14 protein-coding genes are annotated in these 16,367 nt (G+C 46.9%); 5 read left to right on the forward strand and 9 right to left on the reverse strand.

Going from position 1 to position 16,367, the window contains the following annotated elements; genetic code table 11:
- Positions 1 to 16: 16 nt before the first annotated feature.
- Positions 17 to 1,303 (forward strand): phosphoribosylamine--glycine ligase, encoded by a 1,287-nt coding sequence (gene purD / locus IEW69_RS14860; RefSeq protein ID WP_188627668.1) that lies wholly within the window; start codon positions 17 to 19, stop codon positions 1,301 to 1,303.
- A gap of 125 nt (positions 1,304 to 1,428) precedes the next feature.
- On the opposite strand, the gene IEW69_RS14865 is transcribed toward purD, so the two are convergent.
- From IEW69_RS14865 to IEW69_RS14890, 6 genes are all read right to left on the reverse strand, one after another.
- Entirely contained in the window at positions 1,429 to 2,094 is a 666-nt protein-coding gene (locus IEW69_RS14865) for an HAD family hydrolase (RefSeq protein ID WP_188627669.1), read from the reverse strand.
- Between the two features lie 5 nt (positions 2,095 to 2,099).
- On the reverse strand, positions 2,100 to 3,176 hold the full coding sequence (locus tag IEW69_RS14870) for a glycoside hydrolase family 43 protein (protein ID WP_188627670.1): 1,077 nt from the start codon (positions 3,174 to 3,176) through the stop codon (positions 2,100 to 2,102).
- A gap of 208 nt (positions 3,177 to 3,384) precedes the next feature.
- Positions 3,385 to 4,455, reverse strand: a complete 1,071-nt coding sequence (locus tag IEW69_RS14875; RefSeq protein WP_229663639.1) for a c-type cytochrome — start codon at positions 4,453 to 4,455, stop codon at positions 3,385 to 3,387.
- 129 nt (positions 4,456 to 4,584) lie between these two features.
- Positions 4,585 to 5,073 carry a DinB family protein gene (locus tag IEW69_RS14880; protein WP_188627671.1) on the reverse strand — a complete coding sequence of 163 codons (489 nt, stop codon included), beginning with the start codon at positions 5,071 to 5,073 and terminating at the stop codon, positions 4,585 to 4,587.
- A 24-nt stretch (positions 5,074 to 5,097) separates the two neighbouring features.
- Positions 5,098 to 6,633, reverse strand: coding sequence for a SulP family inorganic anion transporter (locus IEW69_RS14885; protein WP_188627672.1), 1,536 nt, complete (start codon positions 6,631 to 6,633; stop codon positions 5,098 to 5,100).
- Positions 6,614 to 7,834, reverse strand: coding sequence for a glycosyltransferase (locus tag IEW69_RS14890; protein ID WP_188627673.1), 1,221 nt, complete (start codon positions 7,832 to 7,834; stop codon positions 6,614 to 6,616). Before IEW69_RS14890 ends, IEW69_RS14885 begins: the two co-directional genes overlap by 20 nt.
- A 283-nt stretch (positions 7,835 to 8,117) precedes the next feature.
- On the opposite strand from IEW69_RS14890, the gene IEW69_RS14895 reads away from it, so the two are divergent.
- Genes IEW69_RS14895 through IEW69_RS14905 form a run of 3 tightly spaced genes read left to right on the forward strand, consistent with a single transcriptional unit; the run spans position 8,118 to position 11,918 of the window.
- Complete coding sequence (locus tag IEW69_RS14895) at positions 8,118 to 9,278, forward strand: CDP-glycerol glycerophosphotransferase family protein (RefSeq protein ID WP_188627674.1); 1,161 nt, start codon at positions 8,118 to 8,120, stop codon at positions 9,276 to 9,278.
- A gap of 15 nt (positions 9,279 to 9,293) precedes the next feature.
- A complete protein-coding gene (locus IEW69_RS14900) occupies positions 9,294 to 10,655 on the forward strand; it encodes a bifunctional cytidylyltransferase/SDR family oxidoreductase (protein WP_229663640.1) in 1,362 nt (453 codons plus the stop codon).
- Positions 10,656 to 10,685: 30 nt separating this feature from the next.
- Positions 10,686 to 11,918 (forward strand): glycosyltransferase, encoded by a 1,233-nt coding sequence (locus IEW69_RS14905; RefSeq protein WP_188627676.1) that lies wholly within the window; start codon positions 10,686 to 10,688, stop codon positions 11,916 to 11,918.
- Positions 11,919 to 11,933: 15 nt separating this feature from the next.
- Here the strand turns inward: IEW69_RS14905 and IEW69_RS14910 are convergent, their stop codons facing one another.
- Positions 11,934 to 13,097 (reverse strand): MFS transporter, encoded by a 1,164-nt coding sequence (locus tag IEW69_RS14910; RefSeq protein ID WP_188627677.1) that lies wholly within the window; start codon positions 13,095 to 13,097, stop codon positions 11,934 to 11,936.
- A gap of 165 nt (positions 13,098 to 13,262) precedes the next feature.
- On the opposite strand from IEW69_RS14910, the gene IEW69_RS14915 reads away from it, so the two are divergent.
- Positions 13,263 to 13,946, forward strand: a complete 684-nt coding sequence (locus IEW69_RS14915; RefSeq protein WP_188627678.1) for an MCP four helix bundle domain-containing protein — start codon at positions 13,263 to 13,265, stop codon at positions 13,944 to 13,946.
- Positions 13,947 to 14,095: 149 nt separating this feature from the next.
- Here the strand turns inward: IEW69_RS14915 and IEW69_RS14920 are convergent, their stop codons facing one another.
- Positions 14,096 to 15,811 carry a GMC oxidoreductase gene (locus IEW69_RS14920; protein WP_188627679.1) on the reverse strand — a complete coding sequence of 572 codons (1,716 nt, stop codon included), beginning with the start codon at positions 15,809 to 15,811 and terminating at the stop codon, positions 14,096 to 14,098.
- Positions 15,812 to 15,825: 14 nt separating this feature from the next.
- On the reverse strand, positions 15,826 to 16,356 hold the full coding sequence (locus tag IEW69_RS14925) for a gluconate 2-dehydrogenase subunit 3 family protein (RefSeq protein ID WP_188627680.1): 531 nt from the start codon (positions 16,354 to 16,356) through the stop codon (positions 15,826 to 15,828).
- Between the last annotated feature and the right edge of the window lie 11 nt (positions 16,357 to 16,367).

Here is a 16,367-nt window from a genome sequence, read left to right on the forward strand (position 1 = left end):
CGGTATCTTTGTCCATATGAATATCTTAATATTAGGTTCTGGCGGCCGAGAAAGTGCTTTCGCCTGGAAGATGAGCCAATCTGAAGCTTGTACATCGCTGTTTATTGCACCCGGAAATGCGGGCACATCCGCATACGGTAAAAACGTGCCACTTAATCCAAATGACTTCGCTGCCGTAAAGGCATTAGTGCTTAAGGAAAACATCCAGATGGTGGTTGTTGGACCCGAAGAACCTTTGGTAAGCGGTATTCATGATTACTTCTTAAGCGATGCCAGCCTGGCAAACATCCCGGTGATCGGCCCGAAAAAAGAAGGCGCCATCCTGGAAGGTAGTAAAGATTTCTCCAAGCAGTTTATGGTACGCCACGGCATTCCAACTGCAGGTTCCAGAACGTTCACCGCAGCTACGCTGGAGGAAGGCCTTACCTACCTGGAACACCACGCAACGCCGATCGTACTTAAAGCCGATGGCCTCGCTGCTGGAAAAGGGGTGCTTATCCTGGACAACAACGCTGAAGCGCAGGAAGAGCTGAAACTTATGCTAAGCGGTAAGTTCGGCGATGCCGGTTCAACGGTTGTCGTAGAAGAGTTCCTTTCTGGCATTGAACTCTCGGTGTTCGTGTTAACCGATGGTGATCATTACGTGATCCTGCCGGAAGCTAAAGATTACAAGCGCATCGGCGCAGGCGATTCTGGCCTAAATACAGGCGGTATGGGTTCCGTATCACCGGTTCCTTTCGCAACACCAGAATTCCTGAAAGAAGTAGAACAAGACATCATTAAACCAACCATAGAAGGCCTGAAGAAAGATGGTATAGACTATACCGGCTTTATCTTTTTTGGCCTGATTAAAGTTGACGAGAAGCCATACGTTATTGAATACAACTGCCGTATGGGCGATCCGGAGACGGAAAGCGTCATTCCGCGTATTGATTCTGACCTTGTCGAGCTGTTTAAAGCAACCGCTGAAAAGCGCCTTAATGAAGTTGAATTGAAGATCAGCGATAAAAGTGCGGCAACGATCATGATTGTTGCCGGCGGATACCCTGGCCATTACGAAAAAGGAAAAGCGATCTCTGGCATTGAAAACATCCGTAAATCCATTGCTTTCCATGCAGGTACCATCGCCGATGGCGCACAGGTGAAAAGTAACGGCGGCCGCGTGATCGCAATTACCAGCCTGCAGGACACGTTTTTTGATGCACTACAATCCGCAACAGCAGATGCTGCAAGGATTTACTTCGACGGCAAGTACTTCAGGGAAGACATCGGCTTTGACCTTGCTTACGACCCAAAAGCATAGATCACTGCATTGCTGCAATCCACATAAACCAGCTTAGTTCTGCTATTTGATAATGCAGACCAACAAAAAGGCCCGGAACTCCGGGCCTTTTCTATATCTACTAAGTTAGCTAATTCAAGAATAACCTACACCAGGCCTTGCGCCTCAAGATCCTGAATCGCATCATCTAAACGCAGGAAAATCTTATCTGCAATACTTAAAAGCGGATGCTGTGTTTCATCGTGCTGAATCACGTAGCAAGTCACGCCTGCACCTTTCGCTGCTCTCAAGCCATTCAGGGTATCTTCAAAGGCTACACAGGCAGCTTTGTCCACACCCAGCTGCTCAACAGCCTTCAGGTAACTTTCCGGATCAGGTTTACTCAGTTCCACATCAGAACGGGTCACCATCGTATCGAAGTAGTGCCCCAAGCCATTGCGTTCGAAAATGATCTTCACATTATCCCGCGGACTAGCAGTTACCAGCGCGATCTTTAATCCCTTGTTCTTAAAATATTCCAGCGTCTCTGCCGCATGTGGCATCAAACGGATGTCCTTCGTAGAGAAGCCTTCTCTGCTCAACCTTTCCCGCCAGTCCATCAATTCCTGTATGGGAATATCCAGGCGGAAGGTCTCTTTAATCGTTCTACAGTTTTCCGGAAGCGGATGTCCCGCATACGTGATCGCCCATTCCTCATAAGGAACATGGATATCAAAAGTGCTGAGGATATCCATCCAGCAGCCATAGTGAAAATATTCAGAATCGATTAAGGTACCATCAAGATCAAACAATACAGCTTCTAATTTATGCATCAGGTCTATTTTAACTTTCTCTTTTCAACCCCCTCATTAGTGATTTTCACCGGAAGGATCATGCCGTTCTCGTCAAAATACATGCGGTCTACGGCAGTTTCACGATGATAGCCAACTTTCGTGTTCAGCGGTCTGCGGTGATAAAAGATATACCAGTCGTCTGTGCCCGGCGCGTTGATTACGGAGTGGTGACCAGCACCTCTTGCAATCTCCGGATCCTGCTGTAAGATCTTGCCAACGCGTTTAAATGGCCCCATTGGTGAATCCGCGACAGCGTAAGCTACACTGTAATCCGGACCCATCCAGCCGCCTTCAGACCACATCAGGTAGTATTTACCTTTACGCTCAATCATAAACACACCTTCCACAAAGTTCTCCGGTGTTATGGATTTGAACACCGTGCCATCTTCAAAGGGGATAAAACCCGTAAAGTCGTTATTTAGTTTTGCAATATTGCAGTGTTTCCAACCGCCATAAAGCAGGTAATATTGTCCGTCAACATCTTTAAACACGAATTGATCAATAGGCTGCGCACCATTATGGAACTTATCAATCAGCGGTTTACCGATATGATCTACGAATGGTCCTTCAGGTTTATCTGATACGGCAACGCCGATACCACCCAGCTGCTCATCATTCTGAATGTCATTTGCACCAAAGAACAGGTAGTACTTACCATCCTTCTGGGTGATGGACGGCGCCCAGATGGAATAAGCAGCCCATTTTACGTCTTTTATGTCCAAAACATTCGGATGTTTTTTCCAGGTCACCAGATCTTTAGATGAAAAAGCATCCAGGAAAGTTTGTCTCAGGTATTGCGGATTGATGGTGTTTTTCTGGAGTGCCTGCTGCTCTGGGGTAAGCTGACGGGGTTTCTGGTTCTTTTTAGGTTCGCCATATTCTTCAGAAAAGGTTGGGTACACCCAGTAAGTGTTGTTGAAAATACGGGCCTCAGGATCTGCATACCAACCGGGAAAGATGGGGTTGCCAGATTTTGTTGCCGATTTCTTCTGCTGTGCGTAACCAGACGTACTCAGGAGCGCCAGGATCGTAAAAGTAAATAGCGGTTTAAAGGTCTTCATTGAAAATTGGGTTTAAGGATAAATATCTTGACAGCGCGCATCTTATAACAAAAGTGTGTATTATTTACTTTTTTCAGGCGCCTTAATGCGCCCATTGAAGTAACTTCTTTATAGCAAAGAGACCGTTGCAGCGGAAATCCAGCGCAGACGAGCGGGCGACTTGAGGCCTACAGGCCGGCGGCAAGGCCTTAGTGAGGCCATGGCCCTGTTAACCCCCTGTTTGCCCCCTGTGATCCCCCTGTCGGCCCCTTGTTATCCCCATGCTTGCTGTGGTGCTTTTCCCAAATTCTACAATCGGCTTAAAGGGGCCGTATTTATGCTGCAATTCGGAAAAATGATCCGGGTAAGGCCCATACGGGGCATCAATGGGCTTCTTGGCAAGATCCGGATAATCCTTTTCCTGTGCGCGATGTGGCCGTGGCCTGCTGTTCACATAGGCTGCCACATCCCAGGCCTCCTCATCTTCCAGTACTGGATTATTGTGGTCAATGCCATAAGGCATGTTGTTTTTAACAAAGCCCGCGAAATTGCTCAGGCGATACATGCCAGCACCATCATTATAGCTGTTTGTGCCCCATAAAGGTGGATAAAGGTACGTCAGCTGATCTTTGGCTTTCTGGCCAGCACCATCTGCACCATGACAGCTTTGGCAATGCTCTTTATACACCAGCAGGCCCTTTGCCGGATCCGCAGGGCGGTCCAGATGGGCCAGTTTAGCAGTAGCTGTACCACCCACCTTCTCCCCTTTTTGTACACGCTGACCAACCCATTTGAAATAGGCCACCATCGAACGGACTTCCTTGCCCGTTTTATCAGGCATCTTGCCGTTTAAACTTCTTTGAAAGCAGTCGGATATACGATCTGTAACCTGATCCGTTTTCCCGGAGCGGGCGCCTTTCTTCGGGTAGTTTGCAAAGAAGATTGCGTAGTTGTTAGCGAAAGGTTTTGTGCCGGCATTCAGGTGGCAGTTCTGGCAATTCATACCGTTTGAAATTCTGGCGATTTTTCCCTGGGGGCCGAAATATTTTGCGGTGTTTGCAATGAGTTCACGGCCGTAACGAATGGAGTCGCCGAGGGCGCCGGGTGGTATTGACGATTCCTGCGGTGCGGTCCAGGCCGCAGTCTTTTCAGGCAGTGCAGCAAATCCGGCACTTGAATTTGAATTGGGCAGTGTGGATATTGGTGGGCTAAAACCTTTGTGCGTCAAAGGGCGGCTCATGAAGTGCGTACTGATGTAAATCAAGCCAACGCACACAAACAGCAGCGATAGCAGGACCATAGATTTGGCAGTATAAATAATTACGCGTTGTTTGTGCTGAGGGTACTGTTGCATCAAAAAGGATGGGATCTGGGGTTCACATCCCACCTCAAAACTTATACCCTACTAAACCGCTAGAGAAAATGGGTATCAGGTCGTTACATTTTTCACATGTAATGCACGCAGCAGTTGTTTGAGGATTACAATCTGCCCAAGATGATAGTGGACATGCTCTACACAACCCTGTAGACTCTTGTAGGCGCTCGGATAGCCTGGCAAGATTTCCTGTTCCAGTTGTCCGACGGTAAGTTTCTCTGTCGCAGCAGCTAATGCATTGCCCGACTGGAAACATTCTTTTTTCAGGGTATGCCAGGTAGCCGGATCATTCAACGCGGCATTATCATAGCCGTTAGACTCCGGTATTTCAACCTTCATGCCGGCAATGCGCTGCGCCATGACGCGGTTCCAGAACGTCAGGTGATGCACCAGTCCGGCGATGGTGTTGACAGAAGCTGGTGTAACCTCCGACGCCTCTTCATAGCTAACGTCTTCCAGGGTGGTTTGCAAATTCACCTCTGTCCAGTTTTGCCCGGCATACACATCCCGCAGATGCCTAGCAATATGTTCCGCGATATTCATACCTGAATATACACATGTTTAGTTTTATTTCAACCGGTCTACGGCAACGTGATATGTTGGATCATCATCCACGTTTACATCTATTACAGCCGATGCGTTACGGAGCAGGATGCGGCAGTCTTCACTCAATGACCGCAGGTGCAAAGTTTTGCCCATTTGAGCATATCGTTGCGTGAGCTTGTTTAAGGCATCTATGGCCGACATGTCCGTAACTTTGCATTCCTTGAAGTCTATGATCACCGTCTCGGGATCATTCTGGACATCAAATTTCTCATTGAACGCGGCGACAGAGCCAAAGAACAATGGACCGTAGATTTCATAGTGCTTAGCACCATCCTGATCGATAAACTTTCTTGCCCGGATGCGCTTGGCACTTTCCCAGGCAAAAACCAAGGCAGAGATGATTACGCCAACAAGTACTGCGAGTGCAAGGTTATGCAGCCAGACGGTGATCAAGGCGACCAGTACCCCCACAACGATGTCCTGTTTAGGCATCTTGTTGATGATCTTGAAACTCATCCATTCAAAGGTGCCAATGGCAACCATAATCATCACGCCGGTTAGCGCAGCCACGGGCAGACGGCCGATAATTGGTGCGCCAAACAGGATGATCAGCAAGATGGTCAAGGCGGCGACAATTCCAGAGAGGCGTGCCCTTGCCCCTGCAGAAAGGTTTACCAGCGTTTGTGCAATCATCGGGCAACCGCCCATCCCGAAGAAAAAGCCGTTCAGCATGTTTGCACTGCCCTGTGCAATACACTCCCGGTTCCCATTTCCGCGTGTTGCGGTGATTTCATCTACCAGGTTCAGCGTTAGCAAACCTTCGGTGAGGCCCACAGCAGCCATAATCAACGCATAAGGGAATATGATCTGGAAGGCTTCGAGGTTAAAAGGAATCTGGGGGATGTGGAAAGGCGGAAATCCACCACTTACAGAGGCAATATCACTAACGGTTTTGGTCTGGATACCAAGTCCGAATACCAACAAACCTACGACGATGATCGCCACAAGGGAAGGCGGCACGGCTTTGCTGATCTTTGGGAATAGATAGACAATGGCGATGGTTAGCGCAACCAGTCCGGCCATAATGTATAATGGCGTTCCGGAAAGCCAGGTCGTTTGCCCGTTCACCACGGTTTTGAACTGCTCAAGCTGCGCCATGAAAATGATTACAGCCAGTCCATTCACAAAGCCATACATGACGGGTTGGGGCACCAGCCGGATGAACTTCCCAAACTTCAATACGCCGATCAGGATCTGGATAACCCCCGCGAGTGCCACTGCCCCAAATACATATTCGATGCCATGTGACTGCATGAGCGCGATAAGGACAACCACCGTAGCACCAGCCCCTCCGGAGATTAATCCCGGACGGCCGCCAAAGATGGAAGTAACCAGCCCCATGATGAAAGCTGCGTACAGGCCTGCCAGGGGCGGAAAGCCAGCAAGGATCGCAAACGATAGGGATTCGGGCATCATGGTCATGGCCACCGTGAGCCCGGCAAGTATTTCAGTTTTGTAGTTTACCTTTTGCGTGAAATCAAAGAGACGGGTGTTCATGGGTCAAAGGTACGAACTCCGGGTCATTTTCCTGATATTCCCTGCCCGCAGCAACGTCGCGGTAGAGCCTGTCGATCTTACCGATCACGCTGTCCCAGGTAAAGTCCTGTGCAAACACCTTTGCTTTTTTTCCCATCACTACTTTCAGCTGTTTATCGTCTAGGAACTTCTGTATGGTTTGCTGTAAATCATCCAGGTTGGTGTGATCAACAAGAAAGCCTTGTTCACCTTCGGTGATGTAACCATCCATGCCTGTTCTGCGAGAGCCGATGATTGGAAGTCCACAGGCCATCGCTTCAATGTAAACCCTTCCGAACCATTCTTTATAACTTGGAAGCACGAACAGGTCGTATTCCGCCATGGTTTGCGGAACCAGGTCATAGGGCACGAAGCCCTTAAACTGCACCTTATCTTGAAGTCCGGATTCCTGAACAATGCGTTCGAGATGCTTAAACTCCGGCCCATCGCCGTATATGTCATACGTGAAACCTGCACCAATGTTCTTCAAAGCGTAGAGCACCTTGTCTATGTTCTTCCAATCGAGTAAACGCGCCATGGTCACGATCTTTAAAACCGGACCATCATTATAGATCTTTTCCTGTTGCAGGAATGGCTTTTCAACGCCATGAGAGATCACGTAAGAGTGTGCGGTGAATGCATCACAGGCCTTTTTCTCCTGATGATTCAGGCTGATCATGGCTTTGGCGCGGCCCATGAACTTGATGATGTGCTTGTCCAACTTCCCTTTTCCCATTTGCCTGGAGGTTACAACATAGGGTATGTTGAACTGCTCCGACAGCTGGCAGGCCACCCCGGCATCGGCCATGATGTTGTGTGCATGGATGATGTCGATCTTGTTTTCGCGGACAATTCGGTCTAATTTTTTCTTATTCAGGAAATAGGCCAGACGCATATAGAAAGACCAAAGCTGGGGGTTCCACTTGAATCTGGGCACTGCAATAATTTCGATCTGCCTGTTATCAGCGGTAAACTGCTTCAAGGCCAGGAAATCTTTATGCTCCTTGTGTTTGGGGAGCCACTTGGAAAAGAAAGATGTATAAAGCACATAAACGAAGGTGTATTTAACATCTTTGTGCATCTCTTCATGCAGTGCTGCTGTTTTCAGCAGGACATCATTTTCCCTCTTTTTTGTTGTTAAAATCGGAGCAGGTATAACATTCGTCAAGACCAGGACATTCATATAATAGATTTAGCTTAGAATCAGATAATTTTTCCTAGAGTACTCAGCAATATACTTGATTTACAGCCCGCAGGTCGAGCGTCCCGGTGCTCTGCTTACCCTTTTGTTGATTTCTGAGATAAATTTCACAGAATAAACCATTCTGATGCACAGAATTGAGAAGTAAGAGCTGGATTTAAGTTATTGGAATAGTTTTGCGTACTGATTAAGAGAAGGTTAAGCTGATGTTAAATTAACACTTGCAAAACTTCTTCTTAGACTAACTAAATTATAAAGCTCGCCTATGGGTATACGGTTCTTTCTGCTGCGCCTGCGCAGGATTCTTTTCACGTGGCTATCTTATTTCATTCCTAAAAAGGAAGGTTTAATCGTATTCTATCCGACACATAACAAAGCTGGTTTTTCCGGAAATCTAAAGCAGTATTTTCTGTATTTGAATAGCTGTCCTGAAAAAGCACGGTATACTGCCGTATGGTGTACTAATAATGCGGAAACATACAACATGCTCCGGGCGCAGCACTTCCATGTTGTAACGGGCCGGATGCTTGTTCATTACAAACTGTTTCGTGCAGAACACATCATTCAAGACAGCACCTATACCTGGCTCATCGGCAACTTTTCCATCCTGCAGTTATGGCATGGCAATGGGTTTAAGAATTCAGCACTCCTGGACACCACCAATGCGCCCAAAAAGTTGGTTTTGCTTAGGAAAGCCTATAAGCAATACCGGATGATTTCTGCTGCTTCAGACGCACATCAGGAGTTGATGATCCGCAGCTTTGAAAACGAGAATGTCGCCATAACGGGCTCTCCCAAAAACGACGTCTTTTTTGATGATGCAGCTGTTTTTCAGGAAATTAAAGTCAGATATGGCTTGGACAAGTTTGATAAAATCTATGCCTATACACCCACTTTCAGAGACAAAGGGGCATTTGAACCCTTCAATGTTCAGTTCTGGGGCTTACTGAACGACTGGCTGGAAGGTAACAACATTGCTTTTGTTGTGAAAAAGCATCCATGGGATAAGACGCTGAAAGTTCCGGATCAATATAAAAACATCCTCGATCTTTCTGACCGTATCGATGACTCTCAGGAGTTGATGTTGATATCGGACCTGTTGATTTCAGACTACAGCGCGATTGTAACCGATTTCGCCATTACCGGCAAGCCGATTATCTATTACTTCCACGACTACGATAATTATACAAAGATGCGGAGCTTTTACTATGATCTGAAGACGGTTTTACCAGGACCGTTTATTTACGATGGTGAAACTTTGCTTACATACTTAAAAGATCTGAGCTGGTTTACAACACCAGCGTATCAACTTGAATTTCAGAAGTTCCTGAAAACATTTCATACCTATATGGATGGTGACTCATCCAAACGGGTTTTGGAAGAAATGAAGAAACTGTCTTCTGGCACAAAGAAGCAGTTTTCATAAACGAAAATGAATAGCATGAAGAAAAATATCGCAATCATATTAGCAGGCGGAAAAGGCGTAAGACTTGGTGAACAGCGGCCAAAACAGTTATTAAAAATTGCTGGCAGAAAGGTTATTGAGCATACCCTTGAAGTCTTCGAAACGCATCCTGAGATTGACGAAGTTGCCGTTGTATCGAATCCAGATCACATCAGCGACATTGAAGAAATTGCAAAACTAAACAGCTTTACGAAGCTTAAGAAAATCTTAAATGGCGGTGCCGAACGCTACGACTCCAGTCTCTCGGCGATTAACGCCTATTCCGATCAGGACGTAAACCTGATCTTCCATGATGCTGTACGGCCATTGGTAAACCATCGGATTATTTCCGACTGCATAACAGCATTGCAAACGTATAACGCGGTAGATGTTGCCATCAAAACGACGGATACCATTATACAGGTTCAGGACAACCTGATTAATGAAATTCCAAACCGGGATTTCCTATATAACGGTCAGACCCCTCAGGCATTTGCCATTGGGACCATCAAGAGGGCTTACGAGCTTGCGTTGCAAGATCCAAATTTCAGGGCTACTGACGACTGCGGTGTGGTTAAGAAGTATATTCCCGAGGAGAAGATCTATGTGGTGCATGGAGAGCAATTCAACATGAAGCTCACGTACAAGGAAGATGTTTTTCTGATCGATAAGTTATTCCAGCTAAAATCCTCTTTAGGGACAGGTGGTTCCAGCTTATCGGAAGGTATACAGTCGACACTTAAAAACAAGGTTCTTGTCGTTTTTGGCGGAAGCTATGGCATTGGAAAGGAAATACTTGACCTGAGCGCCCAAGCTGGTGCTAAAGGCTATTCCTTTAGCCGTTCTAATGATGTAGACGTATCCTCGGCAGAACAGGTTGCAGCAGCGCTTAAAGGCGTATATGACAAGGAAGGCCGAATTGATTTTGTGGTGAATACGGCGGCCGTGCTGGATAAACAATCCCTCACCAACATATCTTATGAAGACATTATAAAAAGCATTAACATCAACTATCTGGGCTCGGTCATCGTCGCGAAAGAAAGTTTCAAATACCTGAATGAATCAAAAGGCGCCGTGCTGCTTTACACCTCCAGTTCTTACACCCGTGGCAGAAGCTTGTACAGTATTTACTCTTCTACGAAAGCGGCCATTGTGAATCTTGTGCAGGCCCTTTGTGAAGAGTGGCCGGATGTGCGAATTAACTGTATCAATCCGGAAAGAACGAAAACACCAATGCGCGTTAAGAACTTCGGTAATGAAGCCGATGATTCATTATTGAAACCTGAAGTTGTCGCCGTCGCATCCATCAACACACTGTTTTCAGATAAATCTGGTCAGGTAATCGATGTGAAACTTTAATCCCCAAACAATCATTTCTCCCTATTCTCCATGAAAAAGAAGTTATATTATATTTTAGGCGGTTACCCGGTGGTGTCCCAATCCTTCCTGTATAATCAGATTACGGAAGTGATTAAGCAGGGCAATTACGAGGTGCTTATTATCGTGCTTAACAAAAAAGAAGGAGCCGTACACCCCGCCTACGAAAGCCTGAATAATCAGGTGCGTTACTTTGAAAGCGGGCGGGAGAAAGGTGTTCTTTCTAAGTTCCCCATGGCAATGAAGGCCATTGGCAAACTGCTTTTCAAAGATCCGGGCTTAATGTTCCGAGCGATGAACTTCTTTAAATACGGCCGCGACGCTGCCAATGGCACGTATGTCATCCTTGCAGAACAATTCCTGAAATACCAACCGGATCTTATACATTGCCACTTCGGCACCACGGCACGGGTGATCGCGGATCTGAAGGATATGAAGGCAGTTAATTGTAAACTCATCTCTTCTTTCCACGGAAAGGACATCACGGTATATCCGAAGCAGTATGGCAACGCTTATTATACCCGGCTGTTCAAAGCATGTGAAATGTTCACCGGAAACTCCAGGTTTATCATCAATAAAATGATTAATACGGGCTGTCCGGAAGGGCAGATTGTGAAAATACCGATGTGTTTAAACACCAACCAGTTTCACTATCGGGAAAGTCCGCCCGCAGGTGAAACTTTCAGAATACTGACGGTGGGCCGTTTTGTTGAAAAAAAGGGCTACCCTTACTCACTACAGGCTGCAGCATTGCTGAAGAAAGCAGGCGTAAAATTCCAATATCATCTGATTGGAGAAGGGCCCTTGCTTAACGACATGAAAGCATTGGCAAAAGAACTGAACATTGAAAACGAAGTGGTGTTCCATGGTGCCATGATGCAGAATGAGGTGATCAAACACTACCAGCTGGCGGACGTGTTCCTGCTGCCAAGTGTAACCGCTGCCAATGGGGATACCGAAGGACAAGGGTTGGTTTTGCAGGAAGCGCAAGCGATCGGAATACCGATTGTCGCCACCCTACACAATGGCTTTCCAGACAGCGTGATTGATGGCACCACGGGCTATCTGGTGCCAGAGAAAGACTCCAATGGCTTATACGAGAAATTGCACCTGCTTGCCGGAAATGCAGATTTGAGAGCCATTATGGGCAGACAAGGCCGGACATTCGTAGAATCTCATTTCGACTCCAAAATCATCGGAAAAGAACTGACAGCTGTTTACGAGCAGATGCTCGCAACGCCTTAATGCTTTCTGGTAGAGCTACCCTTTAACCAATACCGTTCCGCGTTGTTTAAGCATCAGCAGCATACAAAAACCGATACCAACGGCGGCCAATCCTGCACCCACATACTGTGGAGAGGTATAACCATAGCCCATCGCTATCGGCAAGCCGCCTAAAAATGCACCTATGGCGTTACCAAAGTTCGCTGTGGCCTGCAGTACGGCAGAAGCAATCATTTCCGATCCCTTTGCCGCACTGATCATCAGCATCTGCATCGGTGCAATCACCGCGAAGGCAATTGCCCCGGTGATGAAGGTCATGGCAATGGCAGCAGGTTGGTATTGAGACACTGCAGGGATAATGAATAAAGATAAGACCATGGCCGACAACAGCACGGTTGTGGTGATCAATGGAGAAAACTTATCCGCCAGACGGCCGCCGATGAAGTTACCCACAGCCATACCAACACCCGCTATAATCATGATCACCGTGATGTTGTTGTTGCTGAAGCCGGATACTTCCGTCATTAATGGCGCAATGTAACTGATCCAGGCAAACATACCGCCGGTACCAATTGCGGAAATACCAATGATTAACCAAGGGTCTACATTCTTGAATACCGCAAGGCTGTCCTTGAAACTGCCTTCGTTCTTGTTTTTAATGGCCGGCAGCCACAATTTGGTGGTTGCAGCGGTAATAAGTCCGAAAGCCGCAACGATGAAGAAAGACAGTCGCCAGCTGAAGTTATGACCGATGTATGTACCAATAGGCACACCAATGATATTGGCAATGGTCAGGCCTGCAAACATCATCGACACAGCACGCGCTTCCTTGCCGGGCTCCGCCAGCTGACTAGCCACAACCGCACCGATGCCGAAGAAGGCACCATGTGGCAATCCTGCCATCACGCGGGTGATCAGTAAGAACTCGTATGATGGTGATAAGGCAAACAGGGCATTAAACAACCCAAACATCACCATTAATCCAATAAGTACTTTCTTAGGGGGCAGCTTGGAAAATAAGCCAACCATCAAGGGTGCACCGATGACAACGCCCAGTGCATAGGCAGATATAAGGTGACCGGCAGTTGGGATGGAAATGTCCAGGGATTTAGAAACGTCAGGCAGTACGCCCATCATCATAAACTCCGTCATTCCCAGGCTAAAGCCGCCAATTGTTAAAGGCAATAATCGCTTGTTCATAGTCTTGAGAGATTTATACAAAGGTACACGATAGTGTACAACTTACACTAACAAAAATGAATCCATAGCTCTGGATCAGGGCTTTACGACTTAATATTGCAAACCAATGAAAAACGGGTTCCTCCCCAAGAATCGCTATCTTAGTTATTTCCTAACCAAATAGCCATGAGATTCGCCTATTCCATACAACAGAAGGTCAAGATAGCGGTATTGCTGTTTTTCATCATGACCTGCTCCATCTTGATCCGTATTCTGGAAGACAAGAGTGTGAAGAATATGAATGAATCTTTTATATCGCTATATAATGACCGTTTGGTACCAGCCATGGATCTTTACCACATCGTGGAGAATCTTTATGCAAGGCGAAACATCATTGAGAGTGTACTTTATACGAATGCGCAGGCCCATCAACTTGATCTCCGTGGCAATTTGGCGAGATATAACCGGAACATTGATTCTCTGGTGAACAAGTACGAGAAGACGTACCTGGTACAACAGGAAAAGGTTCAATTGCAGGACCTGAAAAAAAACCTGAAGTCAATTATGACGATGGAGCAAAGGCTGGTAAACCATGTTTACAACAACCAATCTGCTGTGGCACTGAACGATTATGAGCGGCAGGGAAAAGCGATGTTCAGCAATGCCACCAATTACCTCACTAAGCTGATCGACACGCAGAAACAGGTGGGCAATGAGATCATCACGGATACGGAACGCATTGTTTCGGGTTCAAAAATCTACTCTAACCTGCAGCTGGCACTGGCCATCCTCATTGGGATTTTGATTGTCGGTATTCTTTTTACGTCTAATGTGGTGAATATTCGAAACGATAAGTTTAATCTGAACTAGCTTTGTGTGATTGCGTCGGTGTTCACGCCGGTGCCATCAGGATGTTGATGTTCATTGGCTTAGACATGTAATCGTCCCTTGCTGTATGGAAACAAAAAGGCCTGATTACCTCCGTGTCTGGAGGCAATCAGGCCTGTAAAGCTTAAGAACTAGATCTCGTACTTGTTGATCGATTTCACCGCATAATCTACCGCTCTTGCCGTTAGCGCCATATAGGTCAACGATGGATTCTGGGTAGAAGTCGATGTCATACACGCCCCATCCGTCACAAAAACGTTCTTACAGGCATGAACCTGATTCCACTTATTCAGAATAGAGGTTTTTGGATCGTGACCCATCCTTGCGCCACCCATTTCATGGATGTCCAGACCTGGCGCCTGTGAAGAATCATTGACTTTAATGTTTTTAAATCCTGCTTCGGTAAACATCTCAGAAAGCTGTTCAATGTAGTCCTTCTTCATTAAACGGTCGTTTTCATCGTAGTCTACCGAGATGTTCAATAGCGGAACACCCCAGGCATCCTTTTTATCTTTGCTCAGGTTAACGAAATTCTCCGCCTTAGGAATGGTTTCTCCCATCATGTGCGAACCCACCTGCCATGGGCCCAGTGGTGTTTTCACCAGATTATCCTTTAGCGCAGCGCCAACACCGCTGGAATCGCGGTTTACAGAACGTCTTGCGCTGAAACCAGCTGCATAACCCCGCTTGAAGTCGGTCTCCTGTTTGTGCAGGTTACGGAACCTTGGCAGGTATCCCCCACCTGCAGGATTGCGGCCATCGGTGGACCACTGCAACAAGCCATCGTACTCTGCACTGATTCTCGCACTGTAGTTATGGAAAGCGACGAACTTACCCAACTGGCCATTGTCGTTACCCAAGCCATTAGGGAACCTGTCGGACTTAGAATTGAGCAGGATCAGGTTCGTGTTCAACGCCGCAGCATTTACGAAAATGATTTTCGCATAAAACTCCATTTCCTGCTTGCTGTTCGCATCAATAACACGCACGCCGGTTGCCTTGCCTTTTTTATCATCGTATATGATGGATTCTACGACCGAATTTGGTCGCATGGTCAAATTGCCAGTCTTCGCAGCCCATGGCAAGGTAGATGCATTACTACTGAAATAGCCCCCAAAAGGACAGCCACGCTGACAGAGCGTTCTGTTCTGGCATTTTGCCCTGCCCTGATCCAGGTGGATCTGATTGGGTTTAGACAAGTGCGCACAACGTGCGCTGATCACGTGCCTGTTCGGGTATTTTTTATTTAATACACCTTTGAAGTGATCTTCTACGGCATTGAGTGGAAACCCTGGAAGGAACTCCCCATCAGGCAGCTCCTGCAAGCCATCTTTATTACCTGCAATCCCTGCAAATCGCTCTGCATAGCTATACCAGGGCGCAATGTCCGCGTAGCGGATCGGCCAATCCACAGCGAAGCCGTCCCGCGCAGGGCCTTCAAAATCCAGGTCACTCCAGCGCTGCGTTTGCCTTGCCCATAGCAGCGACTTCCCGCCCACCTGATAACCACGGATCCAGTCGAACGGCTTTTCCTGCTGGTAAGGGTGTTCATTGTCTTTCACAACAAAATGTGCTGCATCTTCCCTGAAAATATAACACCTGCTGGCGATTGGATTTTCCTGCTGAACCGCCAATGGCATTTGACCACGATGATCAAATTCATAGGGATACATGTTTGTAGTGGGGTAATCTTTGATGTGTTGCACATCGCGGCCTCTTTCGAGCACCAGGGTCTTAAAACCCTTTTCTGTAAATTCCTTGGCAGCCCAGCCACCACTAATTCCAGAGCCAATAACAATCACATCGTAGGTGTTTGTCTTTTGGCTATCTATATTGATATTCGACATTGTTCTTTAAAAAATTAAGCAGATTTAACAGCATAGTACGGGTTCCAACGGCCTGGCACGAGTTCCCATACAACTAGGTTGGTCATCACGTATTTAGAGCTCAGATATCCTTCAATGGTTTTCGACTTTATGATGTCGTAAAACTTCTTGATCGCAGGTTCCGCCTGTTCATCTTTCTCGATGGCCAGGAGTAGCTGTTCGCGTTCCGGCACGGTTAACTTCTGAAAGCTTCTGGAAAACTGTGCTTCCGAACGGTCCTGTAAAGCGTCAAGGCCTTTGAAGAATAGCTCCTGATCTTCTTTCGCATAGCAATCGTCCAGCATCTTTATCGCAAACAGGTGCAGATTCAGGCTTTTCGCGCCAGGCGTCTTCGTTTCGGGAATGATGGTTTCTGAAATGTCTGCCAATAAGTGTTCCTGATCGAGGCTGACGTCTATGGTTTGAAGTGCTATTGAGGATTTTCCGGTATCCCTTAAACAGGATGGAAGTAGTGCCATACCACCCGCGAGGAATAATATTTGTTTGATCGCTAAGCGTCTCTCCATTTTTATATTTG

The organism is Pedobacter quisquiliarum, from assembly GCF_014642175.1.
In the GTDB taxonomy this organism is placed as follows: Bacteria; Bacteroidota; Bacteroidia; order Sphingobacteriales; family Sphingobacteriaceae; genus Pedobacter; species Pedobacter quisquiliarum.

Bases quoted from the DNA above. Each gene is read 5' to 3' on its own strand.
- IEW69_RS14865 (WP_188627669.1), bottom strand. From the start codon at position 2,094: ATGCATAAATTAGAAGCTGTATTGTTTGATCTTGATGGTACCTTAATC.
- IEW69_RS14925 (WP_188627680.1), bottom strand. From the start codon at position 16,356: ATGGAGAGACGCTTAGCGATCAAACAAATATTATTCCTCGCGGGTGGT.
- IEW69_RS14910 (WP_188627677.1), bottom strand. From the start codon at position 13,097: ATGAACAAGCGATTATTGCCTTTAACAATTGGCGGCTTTAGCCTGGGA.
- IEW69_RS14900 (WP_229663640.1), top strand. From the start codon at position 9,294: ATGAAGAAAAATATCGCAATCATATTAGCAGGCGGAAAAGGCGTAAGA.
- IEW69_RS14890 (WP_188627673.1), bottom strand. From the start codon at position 7,834: ATGAATGTCCTGGTCTTGACGAATGTTATACCTGCTCCGATTTTAACA.
- IEW69_RS14875 (WP_229663639.1), bottom strand. From the start codon at position 4,455: ATGGTCCTGCTATCGCTGCTGTTTGTGTGCGTTGGCTTGATTTACATC.
- IEW69_RS14905 (WP_188627676.1), top strand. From the start codon at position 10,686: ATGAAAAAGAAGTTATATTATATTTTAGGCGGTTACCCGGTGGTGTCC.
- IEW69_RS14880 (WP_188627671.1), bottom strand. From the start codon at position 5,073: ATGAATATCGCGGAACATATTGCTAGGCATCTGCGGGATGTGTATGCC.
- purD (WP_188627668.1), top strand. From the start codon at position 17: ATGAATATCTTAATATTAGGTTCTGGCGGCCGAGAAAGTGCTTTCGCC.
- IEW69_RS14895 (WP_188627674.1), top strand. From the start codon at position 8,118: ATGGGTATACGGTTCTTTCTGCTGCGCCTGCGCAGGATTCTTTTCACG.
- IEW69_RS14870 (WP_188627670.1), bottom strand. From the start codon at position 3,176: ATGAAGACCTTTAAACCGCTATTTACTTTTACGATCCTGGCGCTCCTG.
- IEW69_RS14885 (WP_188627672.1), bottom strand. From the start codon at position 6,633: ATGAACACCCGTCTCTTTGATTTCACGCAAAAGGTAAACTACAAAACT.
- IEW69_RS14920 (WP_188627679.1), bottom strand. From the start codon at position 15,811: ATGTCGAATATCAATATAGATAGCCAAAAGACAAACACCTACGATGTG.
- IEW69_RS14915 (WP_188627678.1), top strand. From the start codon at position 13,263: ATGAGATTCGCCTATTCCATACAACAGAAGGTCAAGATAGCGGTATTG.